The sequence below is a fragment of the Paenibacillus nuruki genome, from assembly GCF_963311185.1.
GTDB lineage: Bacteria > Bacillota > Bacilli > Paenibacillales > Paenibacillaceae > Saccharibacillus > Saccharibacillus nuruki.
Genome location: NZ_OY725677.1, coordinates 564891 through 584783, shown reverse-complemented (window position 1 = coordinate 584783; position 19893 = coordinate 564891). Strand labels below are relative to the sequence as shown.

Annotated in this window: 16 protein-coding genes and 1 pseudogene; 4 read left to right on the top strand and 13 right to left on the bottom strand. The window is 39.3% G+C overall.

Annotated elements, in window-relative coordinates; translation table 11 throughout:
• Window positions 1–214: 214 nt before the first annotated feature.
• Window positions 215–1411, top strand: a complete 1197-nt coding sequence (gene fabV / locus RCP16_RS02700; RefSeq protein ID WP_069330016.1) for an enoyl-ACP reductase FabV — start codon at window positions 215–217, stop codon at window positions 1409–1411.
• A gap of 98 nt (window positions 1412–1509) precedes the next feature.
• Here fabV and RCP16_RS02695 read toward each other — a convergent pair whose 3' ends face one another.
• The 7 genes from RCP16_RS02695 to RCP16_RS02665 all read right to left on the bottom strand — a co-directional run bounded on the left by RCP16_RS02695 (window position 1510) and on the right by RCP16_RS02665 (window position 10679).
• Window positions 1510–3195 (bottom strand): methyl-accepting chemotaxis protein, encoded by a 1686-nt coding sequence (locus RCP16_RS02695; protein ID WP_069330017.1) that lies wholly within the window; start codon window positions 3193–3195, stop codon window positions 1510–1512.
• Between the two features lie 189 nt (window positions 3196–3384).
• Window positions 3385–5154, bottom strand: a complete 1770-nt coding sequence (locus tag RCP16_RS02690) for a helix-turn-helix domain-containing protein (protein WP_308641594.1) — start codon at window positions 5152–5154, stop codon at window positions 3385–3387.
• 71 nt (window positions 5155–5225) lie between these two features.
• Window positions 5226–6494 (bottom strand): amidohydrolase, encoded by a 1269-nt coding sequence (locus RCP16_RS02685; RefSeq protein ID WP_308641593.1) that lies wholly within the window; start codon window positions 6492–6494, stop codon window positions 5226–5228.
• A gap of 4 nt (window positions 6495–6498) precedes the next feature.
• A complete protein-coding gene (locus RCP16_RS02680; RefSeq protein ID WP_137223397.1) occupies window positions 6499–7218 on the bottom strand; it encodes a DUF1028 domain-containing protein in 720 nt (239 codons plus the stop codon).
• Between the two features lie 29 nt (window positions 7219–7247).
• Window positions 7248–8078: an ABC transporter permease gene (locus RCP16_RS02675; RefSeq protein WP_069330021.1), complete on the bottom strand. Its 831-nt coding sequence runs from the start codon at window positions 8076–8078 to the stop codon at window positions 7248–7250.
• Window positions 8079–8090: 12 nt separating this feature from the next.
• Window positions 8091–9032 (bottom strand): ABC transporter permease, encoded by a 942-nt coding sequence (locus RCP16_RS02670; RefSeq protein WP_273594539.1) that lies wholly within the window; start codon window positions 9030–9032, stop codon window positions 8091–8093.
• Between the two features lie 90 nt (window positions 9033–9122).
• Window positions 9123–10679: an ABC transporter substrate-binding protein gene (locus RCP16_RS02665; protein ID WP_137223393.1), complete on the bottom strand. Its 1557-nt coding sequence runs from the start codon at window positions 10677–10679 to the stop codon at window positions 9123–9125.
• Window positions 10680–11070: 391 nt separating this feature from the next.
• Between RCP16_RS02665 and RCP16_RS02660 the strand changes: the two genes are divergently transcribed.
• Entirely contained in the window at window positions 11071–11394 is a 324-nt protein-coding gene (locus tag RCP16_RS02660; protein WP_069329273.1) for a DUF3817 domain-containing protein, read from the top strand.
• Window positions 11395–11560: 166 nt separating this feature from the next.
• Window positions 11561–12868, top strand: coding sequence for an MFS transporter (locus RCP16_RS02655; protein WP_308641592.1), 1308 nt, complete (start codon window positions 11561–11563; stop codon window positions 12866–12868).
• On the opposite strand, the gene brfA is transcribed toward RCP16_RS02655, so the two are convergent.
• Window positions 12836–13069, bottom strand: coding sequence for a ribosome rescue factor BrfA (gene brfA / locus RCP16_RS02650; protein ID WP_069329270.1), 234 nt, complete (start codon window positions 13067–13069; stop codon window positions 12836–12838). The genes RCP16_RS02655 and brfA overlap by 33 nt on opposite strands.
• A 315-nt stretch (window positions 13070–13384) precedes the next feature.
• Here brfA and dctA point away from each other — a divergent pair, with 315 nt between their 5' ends.
• Window positions 13385–14752 (top strand): C4-dicarboxylate transporter DctA, encoded by a 1368-nt coding sequence (gene dctA / locus RCP16_RS02645; RefSeq protein ID WP_308641591.1) that lies wholly within the window; start codon window positions 13385–13387, stop codon window positions 14750–14752.
• Window positions 14753–14917: 165 nt separating this feature from the next.
• On the opposite strand, the gene RCP16_RS02640 is transcribed toward dctA, so the two are convergent.
• The 5 genes and pseudogenes from RCP16_RS02640 to RCP16_RS02620 form a co-directional block, all read right to left on the bottom strand.
• A complete protein-coding gene (locus RCP16_RS02640) occupies window positions 14918–15937 on the bottom strand; it encodes a Gfo/Idh/MocA family protein (RefSeq protein WP_069329269.1) in 1020 nt (339 codons plus the stop codon).
• A 339-nt stretch (window positions 15938–16276) separates the two neighbouring features.
• Window positions 16277–17014 (bottom strand): MORN repeat-containing protein, encoded by a 738-nt coding sequence (locus RCP16_RS02635; RefSeq protein WP_308641590.1) that lies wholly within the window; start codon window positions 17012–17014, stop codon window positions 16277–16279.
• 138 nt (window positions 17015–17152) lie between these two features.
• Window positions 17153–17904: pseudogene (locus tag RCP16_RS02630) on the bottom strand (amino acid ABC transporter ATP-binding protein).
• 50 nt (window positions 17905–17954) lie between these two features.
• Window positions 17955–18623, bottom strand: a complete 669-nt coding sequence (locus RCP16_RS02625; RefSeq protein ID WP_204823070.1) for an amino acid ABC transporter permease — start codon at window positions 18621–18623, stop codon at window positions 17955–17957.
• 161 nt (window positions 18624–18784) lie between these two features.
• Window positions 18785–19633: an amino acid ABC transporter substrate-binding protein gene (locus tag RCP16_RS02620; RefSeq protein WP_137223382.1), complete on the bottom strand. Its 849-nt coding sequence runs from the start codon at window positions 19631–19633 to the stop codon at window positions 18785–18787.
• Window positions 19634–19893 lie beyond the last annotated feature (260 nt).

Sequence of the window (19893 nt, the reverse complement as noted above, 5' to 3'; positions counted from 1 at the left end):
ATTTTGTGCAATTATTCTTTGATGTTATTTATTAACCAACCTATCTAAATTTTAAACAGCTATTTAGCATTATTTTATGTCCATTTTGGGACGATAATTGAACTTTGTAATTTACTGATTCTATATGCCTCAACTAGCCTTATCGTGTACACTTTCGCAAAAAATGCTACAATACGAAAGATGATGTAAAAAGTGAAAGCGAGGAATCCTTCCTATGATTATTAAACCTAGAACACGTGGCTTTATCTGCACGACAGCTCACCCTGTCGGTTGTGCACGTCAAGTTCAAGAACAAATTGAATATGTACAATCTCAACCTAAAATCAGTGGCCCACGCAATGTACTTGTTATCGGTGCTTCTACGGGTTATGGACTAGCTTCTCGTATCGTAGCGGCATTCGGTGCAGGTGCTAATACAATCGGTGTTTATCGCGATGGAGGTTCAGTTAAAGGGCGTACCGCTTCTGCGGGCTGGTATAACTCGGCGGCTTTTGAACAAGAAGCACAAAAAGCAGGATTGAAATCTTGCAGTGTGATTGGTGATGCTTTTACTAATGAGATCAAAGCTCAGACGATTGAAGCGATTCGTAAAGAATTGGGTCAAGTCGATACTGTGATCTATAGCGTAGCAGCTCCACGTCGTACCGATCCAGAAACAGGTGAAACATTCAGCTCTGTGCTCAAACCTATCGGCGCTGAATATACCAACAAAACAGTTAACTTCCACAATGGTGAAGTCACTCCAATTACGATCGAACCGGCTTCTGAACAAGAAGTACAAGATACGGTAAAAGTAATGGGCGGCGAAGATTGGAAATTATGGATGGATCAATTGAATGCAGCAGGTGTCTTGACTGAAGATGTAACAACAGTTGCTTATTCTTATATTGGTTCAGATATTACGCAAGCGATCTATCGTCAAGGTTCGATCGGACAAGCAAAAGATCATTTGGAACGTACAGCACAAGAAATGAACGATCAATTAAGTGCTACAGGCGGACGTGCTTTTGTATCTGTAAGTAAAGGATTAGTAACTCAATCCAGCTCAGCGATCCCTGTTGTTCCTTTATATATCTCAGCATTGTATAAAGTTATGAAAGAAAAAGGGATTCACGAAGGCTGTATCGAGCAAATGTACCGTCTTTTTGCAGACCGTTTGTATACAGATGGCCCTGCTCCTGTGGATGAGAAAAACCGTATTCGTATCGATGACTGGGAGTTGCGCGAAGATGTGCAAGCTGAAGTTGCTGAAATTTGGGACAACTTAACGTCTGAAAATATTTATGAATTGACTGATCTAGAAGGCTATCGTCGTGAATTTTTCCAACTGTTCGGCTTTGAGACAGATCATGTGGATTATGAAGCAGATCTAGAACCTGACGTGAAAGTGCCTAATATCTTCTCAACATAAAATAATTCTCAATATACCTTTACCAACAAAAAAAAGCACATCCTACATCATGTAGGAATGTGCTTTTTTCTTTAGGCTATAGATCTTTGCGATATAGATTAGATTTTGAAACGAGTGACTAATGCTTGTAAATCTTCTGCAAGTGACGTTAAAGCTACAGCAGAATGTAGAACTTCTTCGCTCGAAGCTAATTGCTCTTCTGTTGCCGCAGCGATTTCCTGCGTGCTGTCTGATATTTCTTGTGTTCCTTTAGTCATCGTCTGCATTGTATCCGCAGAATCTGCAAAAGAATCATTAACTTGTGAAGCATTATTCGCGATATTTTCCGTTTTGGATGAAATTTCTTCCACTGCATTCAAAATATCATGGAATTGCTGTACTGTTTCTCTGGTCATCTGATTACCTGTTGCAACATCTGTTTGAACCGTTTGAATAGCTGACATTGTCGATTGTGTTTCTAACTGAATATGACTAACCAATTCTTTGATCTGTCTACCTGCATTTGCTGATTGTTCAGCCAGCTTTCTAACCTCTTCTGCTACCACTGCGAATCCACGTCCATGTTCTCCCGAACGAGCAGCTTCTATAGAAGCATTTAATGCTAGAAGATTAGTTTGAGACGAAATTTCATTGATTAATGTAGTTACTGTATCAATCTTAGTCGCATGTCCTGCCAGTACACCTACACTTTGATCTGCGCGAGATACTGAACTTTGAATCGATATCATTTGCTCGCCTACACGTTCAATCGAATCTGCTCCTTTTTCAGATTGTTGCTTCATTAATTGAGAGAAATCTGCCATTTGAGCAGTGTTCGAAGAAATCTCAGATAATTTATGGAATGAATCTTGCAAAGAAGCCGATTGATATCTCAATTGTTTGGCTTGTCCACCTGTCTGATCAGCGATCACTTGCATAGATTCAGCGACTTGCTGAGAAGTAGCCTTGGATTGCTCTGCACTTGCTGAAAATTCTTCTGCTGAAGCTGCAACCATATCAGACGATACACCGATCTGACTGACGATAGAATGTAATGTAGATACAAATAAGTTAAAGTTCGATGCTAATGTTCCAAATTCGTCTTTTTGTTTCAATATAATTTTCTGAGTCAAATCAGCTTCGCCTTGAGCGATTTCTAACATTTGGCGATTTAGCAGACGTAAAGGTTTGAGGATAGCACGTAGTAAAAGAATACCTAAAAGAATACCCACTACTGAAGAAATGATTACTGCTGCTAAAATAATCGTTTTGCTGAGATGCGCTTGTTTTTCATTTTGTGCTTGTAATTGTGCTACTTCTTGATTAAGGTTCGTAATCACTTCACTGACTGCTGGTGTTAAAGCTGTTTTGCGTAGTGTCCGTTCTTCTCCAAAATGATATTGACTAGCAGCTGTTGGATTTTCGCCTTGCAATTTGACTACATTTCCATTTAACTCGGTAACTTTGGCAAATGTCGTACTAATCTCTTGTAAAGAAGATTGATAAGGTGCACCGGCTGTTGATTGTTGCAACAATTGTAAAATGCTATTAATTTCGGTGATTTTTTTCTGCATTTCGGGTACGTATTCTTGATCACCTGTAAGTAAATAACCACGTTCATCATTAGAAAGCCCTGCTAATCTAAAATCGATCTGTTTCATATTTTTTTGCATTTCCATTTTGGATTGTAATAATGCACTTTGTTCAATCGTATTAGAAATGGTAACAAAAGATAATATTCCGCTTCCTAAAATAGTAAAAATTAATAAACTAATGGTTACAATTAATCTGGTTCTGACCGTCATGATGTGTCTGCCTCCGCTATATTGTTATATAATCCTCTTAGTTACTAAGACCTATTATTATTATCGAATTTTGTCATATTATGTATTAGCTTTTTTTGAAATTTTTACACTGCGTTAACAAATCAAAAAAACTTTATCTCTTTTAGGATAAAGTTTCGTGTTTATTTCGTATTTTCTCCCGCATTTTGGTTAATCTTCATATAAATACAAATAAATCTGACATGCCATGCGGACATTGAACCATTCATCTCCATGATCAAAAGAGTAACCTAATAATTCTTGAATCCGTCCGAGTCGATAATATAAAGTATTGTGGTGAATACGTAATGATTGAGTTGTATTTTTGAGATTGCGGTCATATTTAACAAAGGAGACTAAAGTGATCATTAGATTGGCTTTTTTTTGCTGATCATACTGAATAATTGGTTCCAATACATCATTCAAATATTCTTCTAATTCTTCATACGATTGTTGCATAAAAAAGCGAATCACTCCTAGATCACCAAAATAGATCAAGCGCTGTTGATTGCCTTCTTTGAGCAATAACTGCATACATTGTTCAGCATCTTTGTAGGATCGACTTACTTTATCTAATCCCTGATACAATCTACCGATACCTGATGATAATTGACGATCTCGGCGCAGCTCACGTAATAACAATTGAAATTGACTTTGACGTTCTTCTTTGTCCAGATTCCCCGCAATATTCACAATAATAATCGTATGATGATGCCGTTCAACCAATAAATAATGGATATGTAGCTGACTCATAATAGATTCAAATGAATGTCGTGCACTCCCTTGTAGCGGTTGCATCAACATCACTGCATAATGATCTTCCTGTTCAAATCCGAGTACACGCGCTTGCTCTTGTAAAGACATATTCATCTCACCGGATAAAATACTTTCGAAAAAAGCATCTTTGGCACGCATTTGTGATTGTTGAACAGCTTCTTTTTTCACCCAATCTAAGGCAAGCACCGTGGCACTGTATTCAAAAATCATTTTGTTCGTACTCATAAATTCTTGATTTCCTGTCCATGCACACAAATAACCAAGCAATCGATCGGTACCTACAATCGGAGTTACAATAATAGATTGAGCAGCATCTTCTTCGAGTACAATTCGTTGCCACTTTTTACTGCGTTGCACCCACTGCATCGCAGGATGTTGTAGAAATTGATCGGGTAAATGAGGTTTGACTTCAGCAGGTAAATAACCCATAGGTGTGAGTAGCAGATCGAATACAGCAATCGGCATTTTGACATTACGATATAGAGCAGACAGAATTTCAGGGGTTCCGTACCCTTTTGCTGCCAAGTTATTAATCTGATTATGGAAGTCCATTGTCACTTGTAATCGCTCATGCTCTTGACGTAGCGCATCATGAGTCAAAAACAGCTCATGATTCTGCTCTTGAACCTGTCGAAATAAACGATGATGCTCAATCGCCATCGTTGCAAGATCACAATAGATTTGTAGAGATTCCAGATCATGTTCAGTCAATGCTTGTGCATCGGTAAAATTATCAAGCGTCACTACTCCTATACAACGACCATCAGATAATAAAGGCACTGCAATACAGCAACAAGGTATTTCCCCTTGAGTCGATGATTCTACATAGTATTTGTAATTAAAAGCACTCATATTATCCATAGCACTTTGTAGATCCAGAGGATTGTTGATCCGAATAGGCATACGTTCTGCAAAAACCTTGCCTGATATCCCTTCACCTGAAGACAATCGAGTCATCGTCATCACTGCTGGAAGATAGCCTACTGTAGCTTGAATAATCAACTTATTGATTAATGGATCATACAAAAATAAAAACCCTGCTTCTGCGGCTGGGATACTATCCATCGCTGTCTGCAAAATCAGTTGAAGCATTTGTTCTTCATGAACCGGAGACATAATCGTCTTCATGAAGCGCATAAGAGAATGAATCGGGGGATGCTCCATCGGTTACGCCTCCTTTAAGTTCATTTTTTGCTAACATTTTGTACTATAAGTGATGTATACTTTTTGTCTATTTATAGTTGCGGTTCAGACTGCTCAAATGTTATTTGTCCACCTGCCATCGTCAGAGCTACTTCACCTGAATCGGTAAGCGGATGTGTATTCCAGATCACGATGTCTGCATCTTTGCCTACTTTTAGTGAGCCTGTAGAATCGGCTAGATGCAAATGACGAGCCGCTTGAATCGTTAACGCTTCCCATGCGGCATCTAGTGGCAATCCTGCTTGAATAGCCATTTTGGCTGATGTTGGCAAATATTGAATAGGTAATACAGGATGATCGGTTGTGATTGATATCGGCACCCCTGCTTGATACAGAGCAGGATACGTTTCCCAAGAAAGGTTACGCAGTTCCACTTTACTACGTGAAGATAAGGTAGGACCTACACTGCAATATCGACCTGATGACGCTAATTCTTTGGCAATCTTAATCCCATCGGTTGTATGCTCAATGGTAATATCCAAGTCAAATTCATGTCCTAATCGTAGTGCTGTCGCGATATCATCGGCACGATGTGCATGAAAACGAACAGGAATTTTCTTTTCTAAAGCCAGACCCAAAGCTTCCATACGCAAGTTGCGTGGAGGTGATGGTCTCGATTGTTCTACCTCTATAGATTGTTGCTGTGCTATATAATGTTGAGCCTGTACTAATTGTTCACGAATGATACCAGCTATCCCCATACGAGTCAATGGCGCTCGACCACTAGCTACTCCATGATATTTTTTAGGATTTTCGCCCAATGCCATTTTGAGACCTGACGGATGCAGTACAACCATCTGCTCTACGGTTGATCCTGGAAGAACTTTGAGACAACACATTAAGCCTCCAATCACATTAGCACTACCCGGTAAGACTTGAACCGTAGTCACACCTGTTCTAGCAGCATCTACAAAGCCTTCATCATAAGGATTAATTCCATCTAACGCACGCAAATGAGGAGTTACCGCTTCAGATGTCTCATTGTAATCAGCACCTTCCCACCCGATACCTTCTTCATCTATACCGATATGGGTATGAGGATCGATCAAGCCGGGAGAGACTAGGCGATTCTGTGCATCAATAATTCGAGTATTGGATATATTGCTTAGTTGTGACTTATACGTTTCCCATTCGGTAGTATCGCCTAAGCCTACAATTTTACCATCTACGATATGAATCCAGCCTTGCTCTATCGTTACCCCTTCCATCGTTAACAGGTTTGCATTGGTAATCAGGATAGAAGATGTGTTTAACAGAGATGTTGTCGTTAAAGAAGGATCATTTTCCGGAAAATAACTCATCGACTCAACCTTTCTTTTCGAGTGGAATACCTTTCATCACGGTGTCCACCCAGTCGTAGTATTGTTCAATTAATACAGATCGATTACTATAATAAATTCGTTCTAATTCAAGAATAGGTTCGGGATGATCATCGACACGGAAATCGACATAAGGAAAACCGGGTGTAGCGGCGACTTTGAGTACGGATGCTTGTTTGCCACGACGATCTCCACCTGCATCTGAACCTGCTTTGAGAGCAGCAAGTAGGCGTTCTGCCAGTTCCAGATCTGCACTTTGTTCAAAAGCTCGCTCCATAGCAGGCAATACGTCTTCATTCGCAAGCAAATTGCCTGATAGACAAAATTGATCCCCAATCACATGCCCTTTAACATCATCATTTTCACTACCTGTAAAAGCAGCACAATGACCAAAACGATCGATTACAGCCACCTGCCGCAAATCTCGACCGGGATCTTCCATCAGCAGATCATCTAATACTTTATTAGCAGTAAGTCCTTGTCGTAACAATTCTATACCACGAGGTCCGAGTGCTGGATTCATCCATCCTTGGGTAGCTACCACCCCATATTCAGGATCAACACAAGGAGAGAATGCGCCAACACCGGGAAATTTAGAAGCCGCAGCTGCACCAAAACGTTTGGTCTGAGGACAACGAGCAATAATAGCAAAGGTATTGCATTTAAAGTCAGCTAAAGGTCGATCTGTTGGATAAAAAATAGGCATCAAACAGCACTCCTTTCTTCTAAGATGATTTAATGTTTATTGGATTTGGGATCAAGCGCATCACGTAGACCATCTCCCAGAATATTAAAACTTAATACAGCAATGGTAATCGCTAGACCCGGGAATACAGCAATCCACCATGCCGATTCCATCCAGTCTTTGCCTTCGTTAAGCATCGTTCCCCATGATGGGGTATCCGGCTCTGCGCCCAGCCCTAAAAAGCTAAGCGCTGCTTCTGCTAAAATAGCGAAAGCAAAAGATAAAGTAATCTGTACAATAAGTGGAGCCATAATATTAGGCAATACATGTTTGAGCATAATTCGAATATGCCCTACACCGATCGAACGAGCGGCTTCGATATAAAGCGAACTTTTGATCGACAATACAGCACTTCGAGCAATACGTGCAAATATCGGTGTGTATACAATACCGATTGCAATCATTAAGTTCGTTGTACTTGCACCTAGAATCGCCATAATTGATAAGGCTAACAAAATATCAGGAATCGAAAATAGAACATCGGTGATACGTGAAATGATCGCATCGACCCATTTGCCAAAATAACCTGCAAGGATTCCCATTGTCGCTCCAATAAGCAATGCAACCCCGACAGCAATAACACCTACTCGCAATGATATCCTTGCTCCATAAATAATGCGAGAAAGAATATCCCGTCCTAACTGATCTGTACCTAACCAGTGATGAATACTGGGCTTGCCTAACATTTCGGTTCCCAGTGCATAAGGATCAAATGGAGCTATCCAGCCTGCACCCAATGCGATCAGCACAAAACAACTAATAAATAGGAGACCCGTCATGGCGAGTTTGTTTTTGCTAAAACGATACCAAATCTCTTTCATTCAGAGCTCCTCCTAATAACGAATTTTGGGATTTAAGATCGAATACAGAATATCAACGATCAGATTAATGACTACAAAACAAAAACCTACAAACAGTATTGTCCCTTGCATTAAAGCGTAATCTCGATTGGTAATGGCTTGTAATGCTAAGCGTCCAATTCCGGGTAACGAAAAGATTTGCTCAATCACAACAGATCCACCGATCAAATAACCAATCTGGATACCGAGCACTGTAATAATCGGAATCATTGCATTTTTGAGTGCATGTCTTGTTAACAATCGCAACGGCGACATTCCTTTGGCACGAGCCATTTTCATATAATCTTCGCTTAATACTTCAAGCATCGTGGAACGTGTCATCCGCATGACTACCGCAGATACGGCTGCACCAAGCGCAATACCCGGCATCCACATATGATGTAAGTTTTGTAGTGGATTTTCCCAGAAAGAGATATATCCGCTGGAAGGAGCCCAGCCTAACTTCAATGCAAATAATAAGATAAAGATCGTTCCTAACCAGAATCCCGGAATCGAAATTCCCAATAGCCCTACAACCGTTGCCATATAATCAGGTAGTCGATTATGGCGATAAGCTGCCCATATACCGAGTGGAATCCCTACGAGACTGGCAATCAATACACTAATCAATGTCAATTCTAGAGTGACGGGCAAGCGTTCGATAATTGATTGCATCACCGAATCTCCGCTAAATGAAGAACGTCCTAGATCGCCCCGCAGTACATTTCCAATCCAGATCAAATATTGGATATATAAAGGCTTATCCAGCCCGTAATAAGCTTTCAATTGTATAGCTTGCTCTTCGCTATAACGTGTTCCCAATAATGCCGTAACGGTATCTCCGGGTACTAAACGAATCATAAAAAAAGTAACAATAGAAATGCCGAACAATACAGGAATAGACACTAGAATCCGCCGGACAATATAGCTCAACATCTTATCCCTCCTTTAACCAAACAGGAACTGATACGAGCAAGCCCGTCAGTTCCTATGTTCATGTCTAGCAGCTATATTCTACAGTTCAATCTACTCTACTTTGGTTTGTTTTAAGAAAATAGAAGTAACTGTCGGTTCCACGATAAAGCCTGTAACATTATTACGATAAGCGGCTGCACGTTCATTCATATACAGGAATACCATCGGAGCTTCATCAGCTACAGTGGTCTCAATTTGTTTGTAAATGTCTTTACGTGTTGCTTCATCCGCAGTCGTGCGACCTTTTTCGAGTAAAGCATCTACTTCTGGATTAGAGTAGCCTTGTTGGTTATAAGCTTCACCTGTATGGAATAAGTTATAGGTATATTCATCTGGATCTACAAATCCTTGCCAACCAACGACCGCCATCTGGAAGTCACCTTTACCTAGTGCATCGAAAAAGACGCTAGATTCTTGAGATTCCACTTTGACGGTAATACCTACTTCAGCTAATTGTTGCTTAATTACTTGAGCAGCTTGCACCTGATAATCATATTCAGAGCCGACTTTGAGTGTAAGCGAAATAGCCGGGCTTCCTGCTGCTTGTAACAATTGCTTGGCTTTTTCTACATTACGCTCAGCATATGGATGAATATCAGGGTATGCCCAGTGATTCGGAGGAATATTTCCGCCGTCCAATACCGTTGCTTTACCTAACTTCACCAATTGATTGATCTGATTGCGATCTACTGCATTGGCAATCGCTTGACGCACACGAACATCACGTAGTGCAGGGTCTTTGACATTCAGCCCGATATATTCCCAAAAGGTACCGGGTTCTGACTTCAATGTAATCCCTTCAACATTTTCTAATACTTTATTTTCTTTTTCTGTCGTTTCTAGAATCAGATCAATCTCATTATTACGAAGAGCTGTTGTACGAGCGGTTGCATCTGCAATCGGCTTGAAATCCACTTCGTCCAAATAAGGTAACCCTTTTTCATAATAATCAGGATTCTTTTTCAACGTTAGCTGTTGATCTTTATCCCATTTGACCAATTCAAAAGGACCTGTGCCTGCATCTACGTTATCTAGGCTGTTGTTATTGGCTTTGACAATATCGCTATCTACAATGCCATTCATCGGGTTCGCTAGATAGGTAAGGAAAGGAGCCATTGGTTGTTTTAAATGAAATACAACTGTAGATGGATCAGGTGTATCTATACTTTTGACTGCGGTAAATTGATTTGCACGTACTCCTTTATCAATAATTCGTTCAATAGAATATTTCACATCGGCTGAAGTCAGTTCTTTACCAGAACCGTGGAACTTCACCCCTTGATGTAGCTTAAAGGTATAGGTGAGTAGATCATCCGAAACAGTATACGATGCAGCAAGTCCCGGTTCAATTTCACCATATTTACCATTGTATTGCATCAATGTACTGTACATATTTTCGATATAATGCATAGAGCCTGCATCTGTAGCGGTATGAGGATCAAGCGTTTTGCCATCCGATTGTACGGCGACTCTTATCACATTGGATGCTGTAGATTGACCTGTACTTGTTGAAGAGGTTGATGTGCTTGCCGTATTTGGAGCTGAACTAGAGCACGCTGTCAACATAATTAACATTCCAACCAAAATTCCACCTGTTATCTTTCTCAATATACTCACCTCATCTATAATTTCTTGTATTTGATGTTTTTCATGTTAACAATGTTTACTTTTTAAACATACGTTAAATCTACTGAAATCCAACAGTACTATTTGGGATAATTACCAAATAAACTATTGACTATTGCCCAAATAAATGGATTATCATGCTAAAATATATGTATTCTTATCCAATAGGATCTACTTATTCATAGTTAAATAGAAAGAAATCGCTATTTTTTAGATTTAATTATTGTTAGCTAAGTTATCATAAATATTTATTATGTATATAATCTCTTATTAAAGTGTACTTTCAATATTTTGTAACTTTTGATTGTGCTTTTAACAGAACATTTACGTTATATTTGAATTATTAAAATTGGAATAAAGGAGAATATACTTTATGATCAAAAATGCTCTAAGTATGTTACGAGTGATTGGTAACGTGGAAGCGGTATCTTATCTTGCTCTCGTACTGATCGCAATGCCTCTTAAGTATTTTGCTAATATGCCTCTTGCGGTGACTTATGTAGGGATGATTCACGGGGTATTGTTTGTAGCTTATGTAGCGGCGATTGGATTGACTTTGATTTTGCGTAAAATATCGTTTAAACAAGCTATTTTAGGATTGGTCGCTTCTATTCTTCCGTTCGGACCTTTTGTATTTGATCGCTACTTGCACCGTCAACATCAACGTGATGCTGTAGAACAGACTCAAATTTCATAATGCATTAGAAGATCATCATCAATGATCATACATACATGAGATCGTTTATATGGTTTTGGATCAGACAATTCTTTTAGAGAATTGTCTTTTTTGTATAGTATTGTATAGAGAAGAACGAATACACTTGAATACAAGAATGATATGAGCTGAAAAGGAGAAATCGAACATGCCCCTCGAGCAAGAACAGCAAGAATCTGTTATACGACGTTTTCTCTCCCCTGTACGTCAGTCCAAAGCATTTACATATCTGTGGTTAGGTCAATTAATAGCGATGCTGGGTAGTTCGGTTACGATGATTATTTTGCCTATCCTTGTCTACACGTTAACCGGTTCTTCAACCATTATGGGGCTAGCGATGACGATCTATATGCTTCCGATTGTGATTATTTTGCCGATCTCCGGCTGGATTGTAGATCATACCGATCGGGTACGCTTGATTTTATTGACCAATAGCGTCCGATTTGTGTTAATGCTGAGTGGTGCAATTTTAATTTTTACAGATCAATTGTCTTTAGCTGTCTTATATGTAGGACTTGCTCTATATGGATTAATGGAAGGTATATTCCAACCTGCCTATTCTGCTTTACGTGCTGAAATATTTACACCTGATATTCGAAATGCGGCGAATGCTCTAACCCAAGTTAGTATTCAGTTCGTCCGTCTACTAGGTCCGACATTAGGTGGGATTCTGGTGACTGTCGCTTCTCCCGGAAGTGGATTTGCTTTGGATTCACTTACATATCTATTCTCACTGCTTTGTTTTACTTTACTTAGCAAGCACTTTATCTCTAAACGTCAGCAAGAACGTCATAAGCAACAGACGATTGATCAAACCTCTTCTACCGATTCGCTACACTCTCCAGTGAAAACATCGGTGTGGCAAGAGTTCACCGCAGGATTTGTTATTTTGCAAAAACAGCCGTGGTTGTGGATTACAATTGTAATTTTCTCGCTCTTGAATATTTGCTATGTAGGGATTACCAGTGTTCTTATTCCATGGCTTTTCAAAATTCATCATCATTTAGATCCTGTTGTCTATGGACTGGCTATGACATCTGCTGGAGTTGGTGCTATTATCGGAGCAGTCTTATTTGGAAGTCGAAAACAGTGGCGCAACCGCGGTTGGATTGGATATGGCGGAGCATTGTTAAGCGGAATCGCTCTATTCTTATTATCGGTGATTACATGGCCACCCGGTATGGTGATGATTATGGCTTTGGAAGGATTCGGCTTGATGATGTTTGCGCTAGTCTGGGAAACGAGTCTGCAAGAGTTAGTACCTGTGGAAAGTTTTGGACGTGTGGCTAGTCTGGATATGTTCGGTTCATTCGCTTTTTTACCGATTGGATTTCTACTTATCGGTTGGTTAGCCGATCAGATTGGTGGACTGATTACGATTAGTTTATTTTCGGGGATTGGAATGTTATTGGTGATTATCGGGTTATGCGTACCTGCGATCAGGCGATTTGACTAAAAGACACAAAAAAGAAGCATCATCGTGTGTGATATGCTTCTTGTGTTTTACTTTTTGTAATCGTTCTTGTTTGGTAGATGTCATACGGGTATGTTGCGAGATGGCTGCATAATCTTCATTGGCTCTGCGACTGTATTCGGGAATCCAACTGCCACTACGCTTTGCTTTACGAATAGCTTTTTGAGTCTGGGTACGTGCCATAATAAGTTCACTCTCCTGAATATTAAAATAGGTTACTGCAATATTATACCATAATGTCTCAAAATAAATAAGCGAATGATATGTTACTTATTTTAACATATCATTCGCTTATTTTTGTATAAAACTCAAAATTTAAACGTTTGAATTGTGAAATATACAAAAAATATCGAAATCTATAGTAACCACTTTGACCAAATGTTATAAAATGCTACATAAGTTAAAGCAGAATATACAACCAACATAGACTAAATAATTCTTTTCCAAATCCATGAGGATGTAGTGTCGTTAAGCATTTGAATATCAAGGAGGTTTATTATGAATTTTGTTAAATCATTATTTTTTCAAATCATTGTAGCTGTTGTGATCGGTATTGGTGTAGGAATAGCCTTTCCTAACTTTGGAGAGCAGTTACAACCGCTTGGAACCGGATTTATCAAATTAATTAAAATGTTAATTGCACCCTTGATCTTCTTCGTCGTTGTCGCAGGTATTGCCAAAGCAGGCGATCTCAAAGCAGTCGGTAGGATCGGTCTCAAAGCTATCCTGTGGTTCGAGCTTGCTACGACGGTGGCACTCATGTTAGGTCTTGTCGCTGCTCGTATATTCCGTCCGGGAGAGGGAATGAATATCAATGCCAGTACACTTGATCCCAATGCTGTAGCCGCCAAAACAGGAGGCGCAGAACTTCCACATACTGTCGACTTTATCCTCAATATTATTCCAACCAGTGCAGTAGATGCTTTTGCGCAAAATGCACTGTTACAAGTTTTACTACTTGCTTGTCTATTCGGTACTGCTCTTGCCGCTAGTGAAAGTCAATTAAAACATAATGTACTGACGCTGGTCGATCAGATCATGGAGCTGATTTTTAAAGTGGTCGGTTATATTATGAAATTAGCACCCATTGGTGCATTCGGTGCGATTGCTTATACGGTCGGTGCCTATGGAGTAGCGACATTGACTTCTTATGGAATGTTGATCCTTGCTTGTTACTTAGCTGCGATCTTATTCTTAATCTGTCTGGGATTAGCGGCATGGTGGATCACAGGTATGAATCTATTGCAATTTATCAAATACACTCGTTCTGAAATTATGCTTGCGATTGGTACAGCTTCGTCTGAAGTCGTTATGCCACGTATGATGGAAAAGCTGAATAAAGCGGGCTGTGATAAAGCAGTAGTCGGATTGGTTGTACCAACAGGATATTCTTTTAATCTAGATGGTGCTTCGATCTATTTATCTCTAGCTACCGTGTTTCTTGCACAGGCAGTAGGCATCGATCTGACCTTAGGACAAGAGATTACTATTTTAACTGTGTTGATGCTAAGTTCAAAAGGAATGGCTGGTGTACCGGGTTCCGCTTTTCTAGCGTTATCGGCTACAGCCGCAGCACTTAATGCGTTTCCTGTAGCTGTTGTAGCACTGTTGCTCGGTGCTGACCGATTTATGGATACCATGCGTGTATTCACCAATCTTATGGGCAATTGTGTAGCTGCTTTTGTCGTAGCCAAATGGGAAGGTATGTTGGACACACAGAAAATGAAAGCTGTACTTGCAGGAGAATGGACAGAAGAAGAAAATGAGCCGATCCCAACAGCCCAACCTGCTAGACCTACAGAAACGATCCACTCTCCACTTGGTCATCCGTTAGCTCAATCTTATACCGTATACGATAAAACATAATCAAATGGATAAATGTCTTTGCTTAGCGATTATGTATTTGAACATAATCAATAATCCCGTCTCAAATTCATACTAAAAATCTATACTAAAAAGCTGCTACCCTCGATACGAAGGTAACAGCTTTTTGGTAATACTATTTTGTTGTTTGGCTACTTGTAGCTTATTTTATAAAGAAATAGTTTTGTTATCCGCTTGAGATTGGAAAGCAGATAAGATTACAGATAGTGATTTTTTGCCTTCTTCACCTGAAATAGATGGTGGTGTATTGGTAACGATAGATTCGATAAAGGCATCTACTACACCGCTAACTTCTTGCTTGTCATTGGTAGAAATAGCACCTACACGATATTTCTCGACTGTACCGTCACGAAGTTCGACAATCACTTGATCATCAGGATCGGTACCAATTTTCATAATACCGTTCTCACACCACAAGTATGTGCCGTTATCTTCACCACGATAAGCTGTCCAGCTCGCTACTAATGTACCGATTGCACCGCTCTTCATACGAAGCAAGCAAATAGCATTATCATCGACATCTGTATCTTTTTTATCCAATGTACCGATAAATGCACTCACATCAACCACTTCGTCATCTAGCAACCAGCGAATCATATCAGACTTATGTACGCCTAGATCACCCATCGCACCCATGATCGCTTCGTTTTTACGGAAGAACCAGCTTTCTTTACCATCAATACTCCAGAATTCTGGACCTCCATGGCTAAAAGCCGTACGGAAAGTCAGTACGCGACCCAATTTGCCTGTTTGCAATACTTCTTTGGCTTTGACGTGTGGTGGCATCAAACGTTGATTATGACCAACCATCAAATACACATTGTTCTTTTTAGCTGCATCAATCATTGCTTGTGCTTCTTCTTCAGACACAGCCATTGGTTTCTCCACCAGTACATGTGCGCCTGCATTTGCAGCGGCAATCGACATTTCAGCATGGAAAATATTCGGAGTGCACACGCTTACAGCGTCGAACCCACCAGCTGCTAATAATTCTTTGTAATCACTATATGCTTTGGCATCGAAACGTTTCGCATAACCTTCAGCACGTTCTATAATTGGATCAGCAAACGCTACCAATTCTACATTCGGATGTTCTGCATACTCTGGAATATGGCGACGTTCCGCAATACTTCCACAACCTATAACTGCTACTCTGACTTTAGTCATCGTTACATTCCTCCTGAAATATGAAGTTAAGTGTTCCACAGCTATCTTATAGTAATCTGCTCAAATTATCCACCTTTGCGATCTATCATATTACCCTTTTTAGAAGTTTTAGCTCATTATTTATAGAAAAAATATACATTATGAATACAACATGTAGAAATATTTTTATTAATCATTCTAAATGTAGGTCGAATATTAATAGAATTTCGACAAAAAAATCTCTAAATTTATTTTAAAAGAATGTTCTTTTTGAGTCCAAATCACAAAAAAAGCAGTTCAACGTCATCTCTACCGAGGCTGTGTTGAACTACTTTTTGGATAACGATAAATGGCTCTATTTTAAGATGAAGTAACTGGTACTTTGATAGAAAGGGTCTGGAATGTTTTAAGATACGTAGACACTTGTGGTTGAATCTTTTTGAAATATTTCAAGTTGGCTTGATTGGCTAATTGCTTAGCAGCATCTTCTTCTGGAAAGATAGAGTACTCTTTATCAATCTTTCCTTTCCGGTATTGAATCTGCGTGAATTTACCAGTTGCCCAGTATTGCGAGATATTTTGGTTATCTCCATAAATCTGTAACCATAGATCACTATCTTTGTAATTAAAGCTAAAGGCAGGATCTGCTAATGCTTGAGTCACAGTATATCCTTTTTTAAACACATCATTTTCAAACTGACCTTGCTGAATCAAATTCGCTTCTATTTTACCTGCTTTATTTTTGATCGTTTGTCTGACTTCGCCCAGACCATTGCGCTGATCTTTGCTCCATTCGCCTTTGTATGTCACGACAAATGTACGTCCTTTGACCGTATATTGATTTACATATTTCCCTGTACCTTGCCGTATCCCATCTACCCACTGTCCTGCATATGATTTGGAATCTCCCCAGCGAATCGTACCTGTTCCGTTAGGCTTTCCATTTTCCACTTGTCCGTAATACGAAGCACGTGCTGAAAGTTTAAGTGACTCTTTCTCGGTAGCCGCATGAGTCATCGGTGCATATATCCCAACAGACGTAGCGATCAATACTGTACTTAATATGACGGTTTTGCATGTATGTAATATTCTTCTCATTCCTTCATCCCCTTATATGTCTCTAAATATAGAAAAAAAGAAAACCATACATATTCGTCTGTACGATTTTCTTCTCTCTCAAGCTAGTTACCTTTATGCTATTTTATACCCTGAATAGAGCATTTATAATCTAATTTGTTAGATGTCTTCACCTGTTAGGCGATTAAGGAACTGCTTCGCACGATCGCTTTGTGGGTTATTGAGTACATCTTTGGGATGTCCTTGTTCTATAATGTATCCACCATCCATCAGAAGCACATGGTCAGCGACATCAGCTGCAAATTTCATTTCATGCGTTACGATTACCATTGTTCTACCTTCAATCGCTAATTGCTTAATGACTTTGAGCACTTCACTAACCAATTCAGGATCAAGTGCAGAAGTAGGTTCATCAAAAAGGAGTACATCAGGTTCAACCGCCATTGCACGTGCAATACCAACACGTTGTTGCTGTCCACCAGATAATTGGTGTGGATAAGAATTACCACGGTCGCCTAATCCTACTTTGGCAAGTAATTCTTGGCTGGATTTGCGAGCATCTTCTTTACTTTTTTCTGCACCGTAATCTGAGCTTCCATAACGTTCTCAATAACGGTTTTATGAGGAAACAAATTATACGATTGAAAAACCATACCTGTCCGTTTACGAAGTTCGGTCACTTCTTTGCTAGACACTTTACGACCTTTTTGAAAATCTAATGAACGATCACTTAACTTGATTGTTCCTTGATCAGGAGTCTCCAGTAGATTCATACAGCGAAGTAGCGTGGTTTTACCTGAACCAGACGGTCCGATAATAACCAGCACTTTTCCTTTGTCTAAGCTTACGTCAATTCCTTTGAGTACTTCCAATGCACCGAATGACTTGTGCAAATTACGAATCTCGATCATCATCGGCTAATCTCTCCTTTACTTCTTCAATAGCGATTCTTATATATGAGTTAGTCCGCTGACGAGCGACCTAGTCGTTTTTCTAATTTATTTTGGAAAAAGGATAAAATTGAAGTGAATACTAGATAAATAACTGCTGCTTCTGAATACACTAATAAGTATTCATACGTGGTAGCTACAATTTCTTCAGACTTCCGAAATAATTCTACATACGTTACTGTTCCAGCCAAAGAAGTGTCTTTCACTAGACTAATAAATGAATTCGATAATGGTGGTAATGATACACGAGCAGCTTGAGGAAGAATAATTCGGCGTAATGCTTGTCCACGTGTCATTCCAAGTGAATAGGCAGCTTCCCATTGCCCTTTATGAATCGATTGAATCGCTGCACGTACAATTTCAGAACCGTATGCCCCTACGCTCAAAGAGAAACCAATTAATGCCGCTGGAAAAGGATCTAATTCGATTCCAATCGTAGGCAATCCGTAGAAGATAATCGCTAACTGCACAATTAAAGGAGTTCCTCGGATAATCCAAATATAAAATCGTGCAATAAAATCTAAAATTTTCACGCCAGATAATCGGGCTAATGCTGTTAATACAGCCAAAATCAAACCAATAATAAATGAAAAAATAGCTAACGGAATAGTAAAACGTATTCCGGCTTCAAGCATAGGCCAAAAAGAATTAACAAGTATCTCGATTTGACGATCGTCCATATTCTAACATCCTTTATTTCGACAATTTGGGTTCATCTCTCTTGTACATGCAATGCTAAGTAAATATCTTAGAAAGGCTTACAACGTACAAATATCTTGACGAGTGTTTATTCGTCAAGATATCGTTATCGTCGCATATATACAAAGTGAGACTCAGTGTATTATTTAGATACATCTTCTCCGAAATATTTCTCAGAGATTTTCAAGTATGTTCCATCATCTACCATATCTTTTAACGCTTTATTCACAGCTTGAACCAAATCTTCGCCGCCTTTGTTGAAAATAGCACCACTTTGAGAAGCATTTGCTTCTTCAGCTACAACTTTGATAGGTGCATCTGGTTGTTGCTTTTTCAAATCAAGGTAAGACAAGTTATCATTGATTGTAGCTTGAGCACGATTAGAAGTTAACAATCCTACTGCTTGTGTAAATCCATCAACAGAAACGATTTCTGCACCGTTATCTTTAGCGATTTGAGCTAGATTACTTGTTAAAGATTGAGCAGATTTTTTACCATTTAGATCAGCAAACGATTTAATATCTGTATTGTCATCACGTACGATAAGTACTGCTTTGGAAGCGATGTACGGATCAGAGAATAAGAATGTTTTTTGACGTTCTTCTGTAATACCTACTTCATTAAATACCGTATCAAAACGCTTCGACTCTAGTCCACCTAGTAAGCTATCCCAAGCAGCTTCAGTAAATACAGGTTCTACACCCAGACGTTTACTGACTTCTGTTGCAATATCTACGTCAAAACCAGTTAATTTACCACTTTCATCATGAAACGTAAATGGTGCATATGTTCCTTCTGTACCAATACGTAATTTACCACTAGCTTTTACAGATTCCAATGTAGCTACTTTGCTAGAAGAAGCTGTGTCTGTATTGGTTGCTCCAGATGTATCGGTATTGCCTGTCGTTGCTGTATTAGAACTGTTACCACATGCTGCAAGAACAAGCATGGTCAGTATCATAACCAGTGTAAAAGAACCCCATTTTTTCATTTGAAAATACCCCTCTCAGATGTTGGTGATCACACTTATCGTTGGTGATTCACTACTTATTAATAACGTACTGCAAATTGTATAGTACACTGTCTTTCGTCACACGTCAACTCTTTTTCCGATAAAATTACTTGGTTTTATTGTAATAGACATAATTCCATCATTATTCTTACCCTTTATCGCTTTATTTGAACATGGTATATACGCTGTGAAGCAACATATTTCTCTGCAATTGGGGTATATACTTTTTAGGATAATGA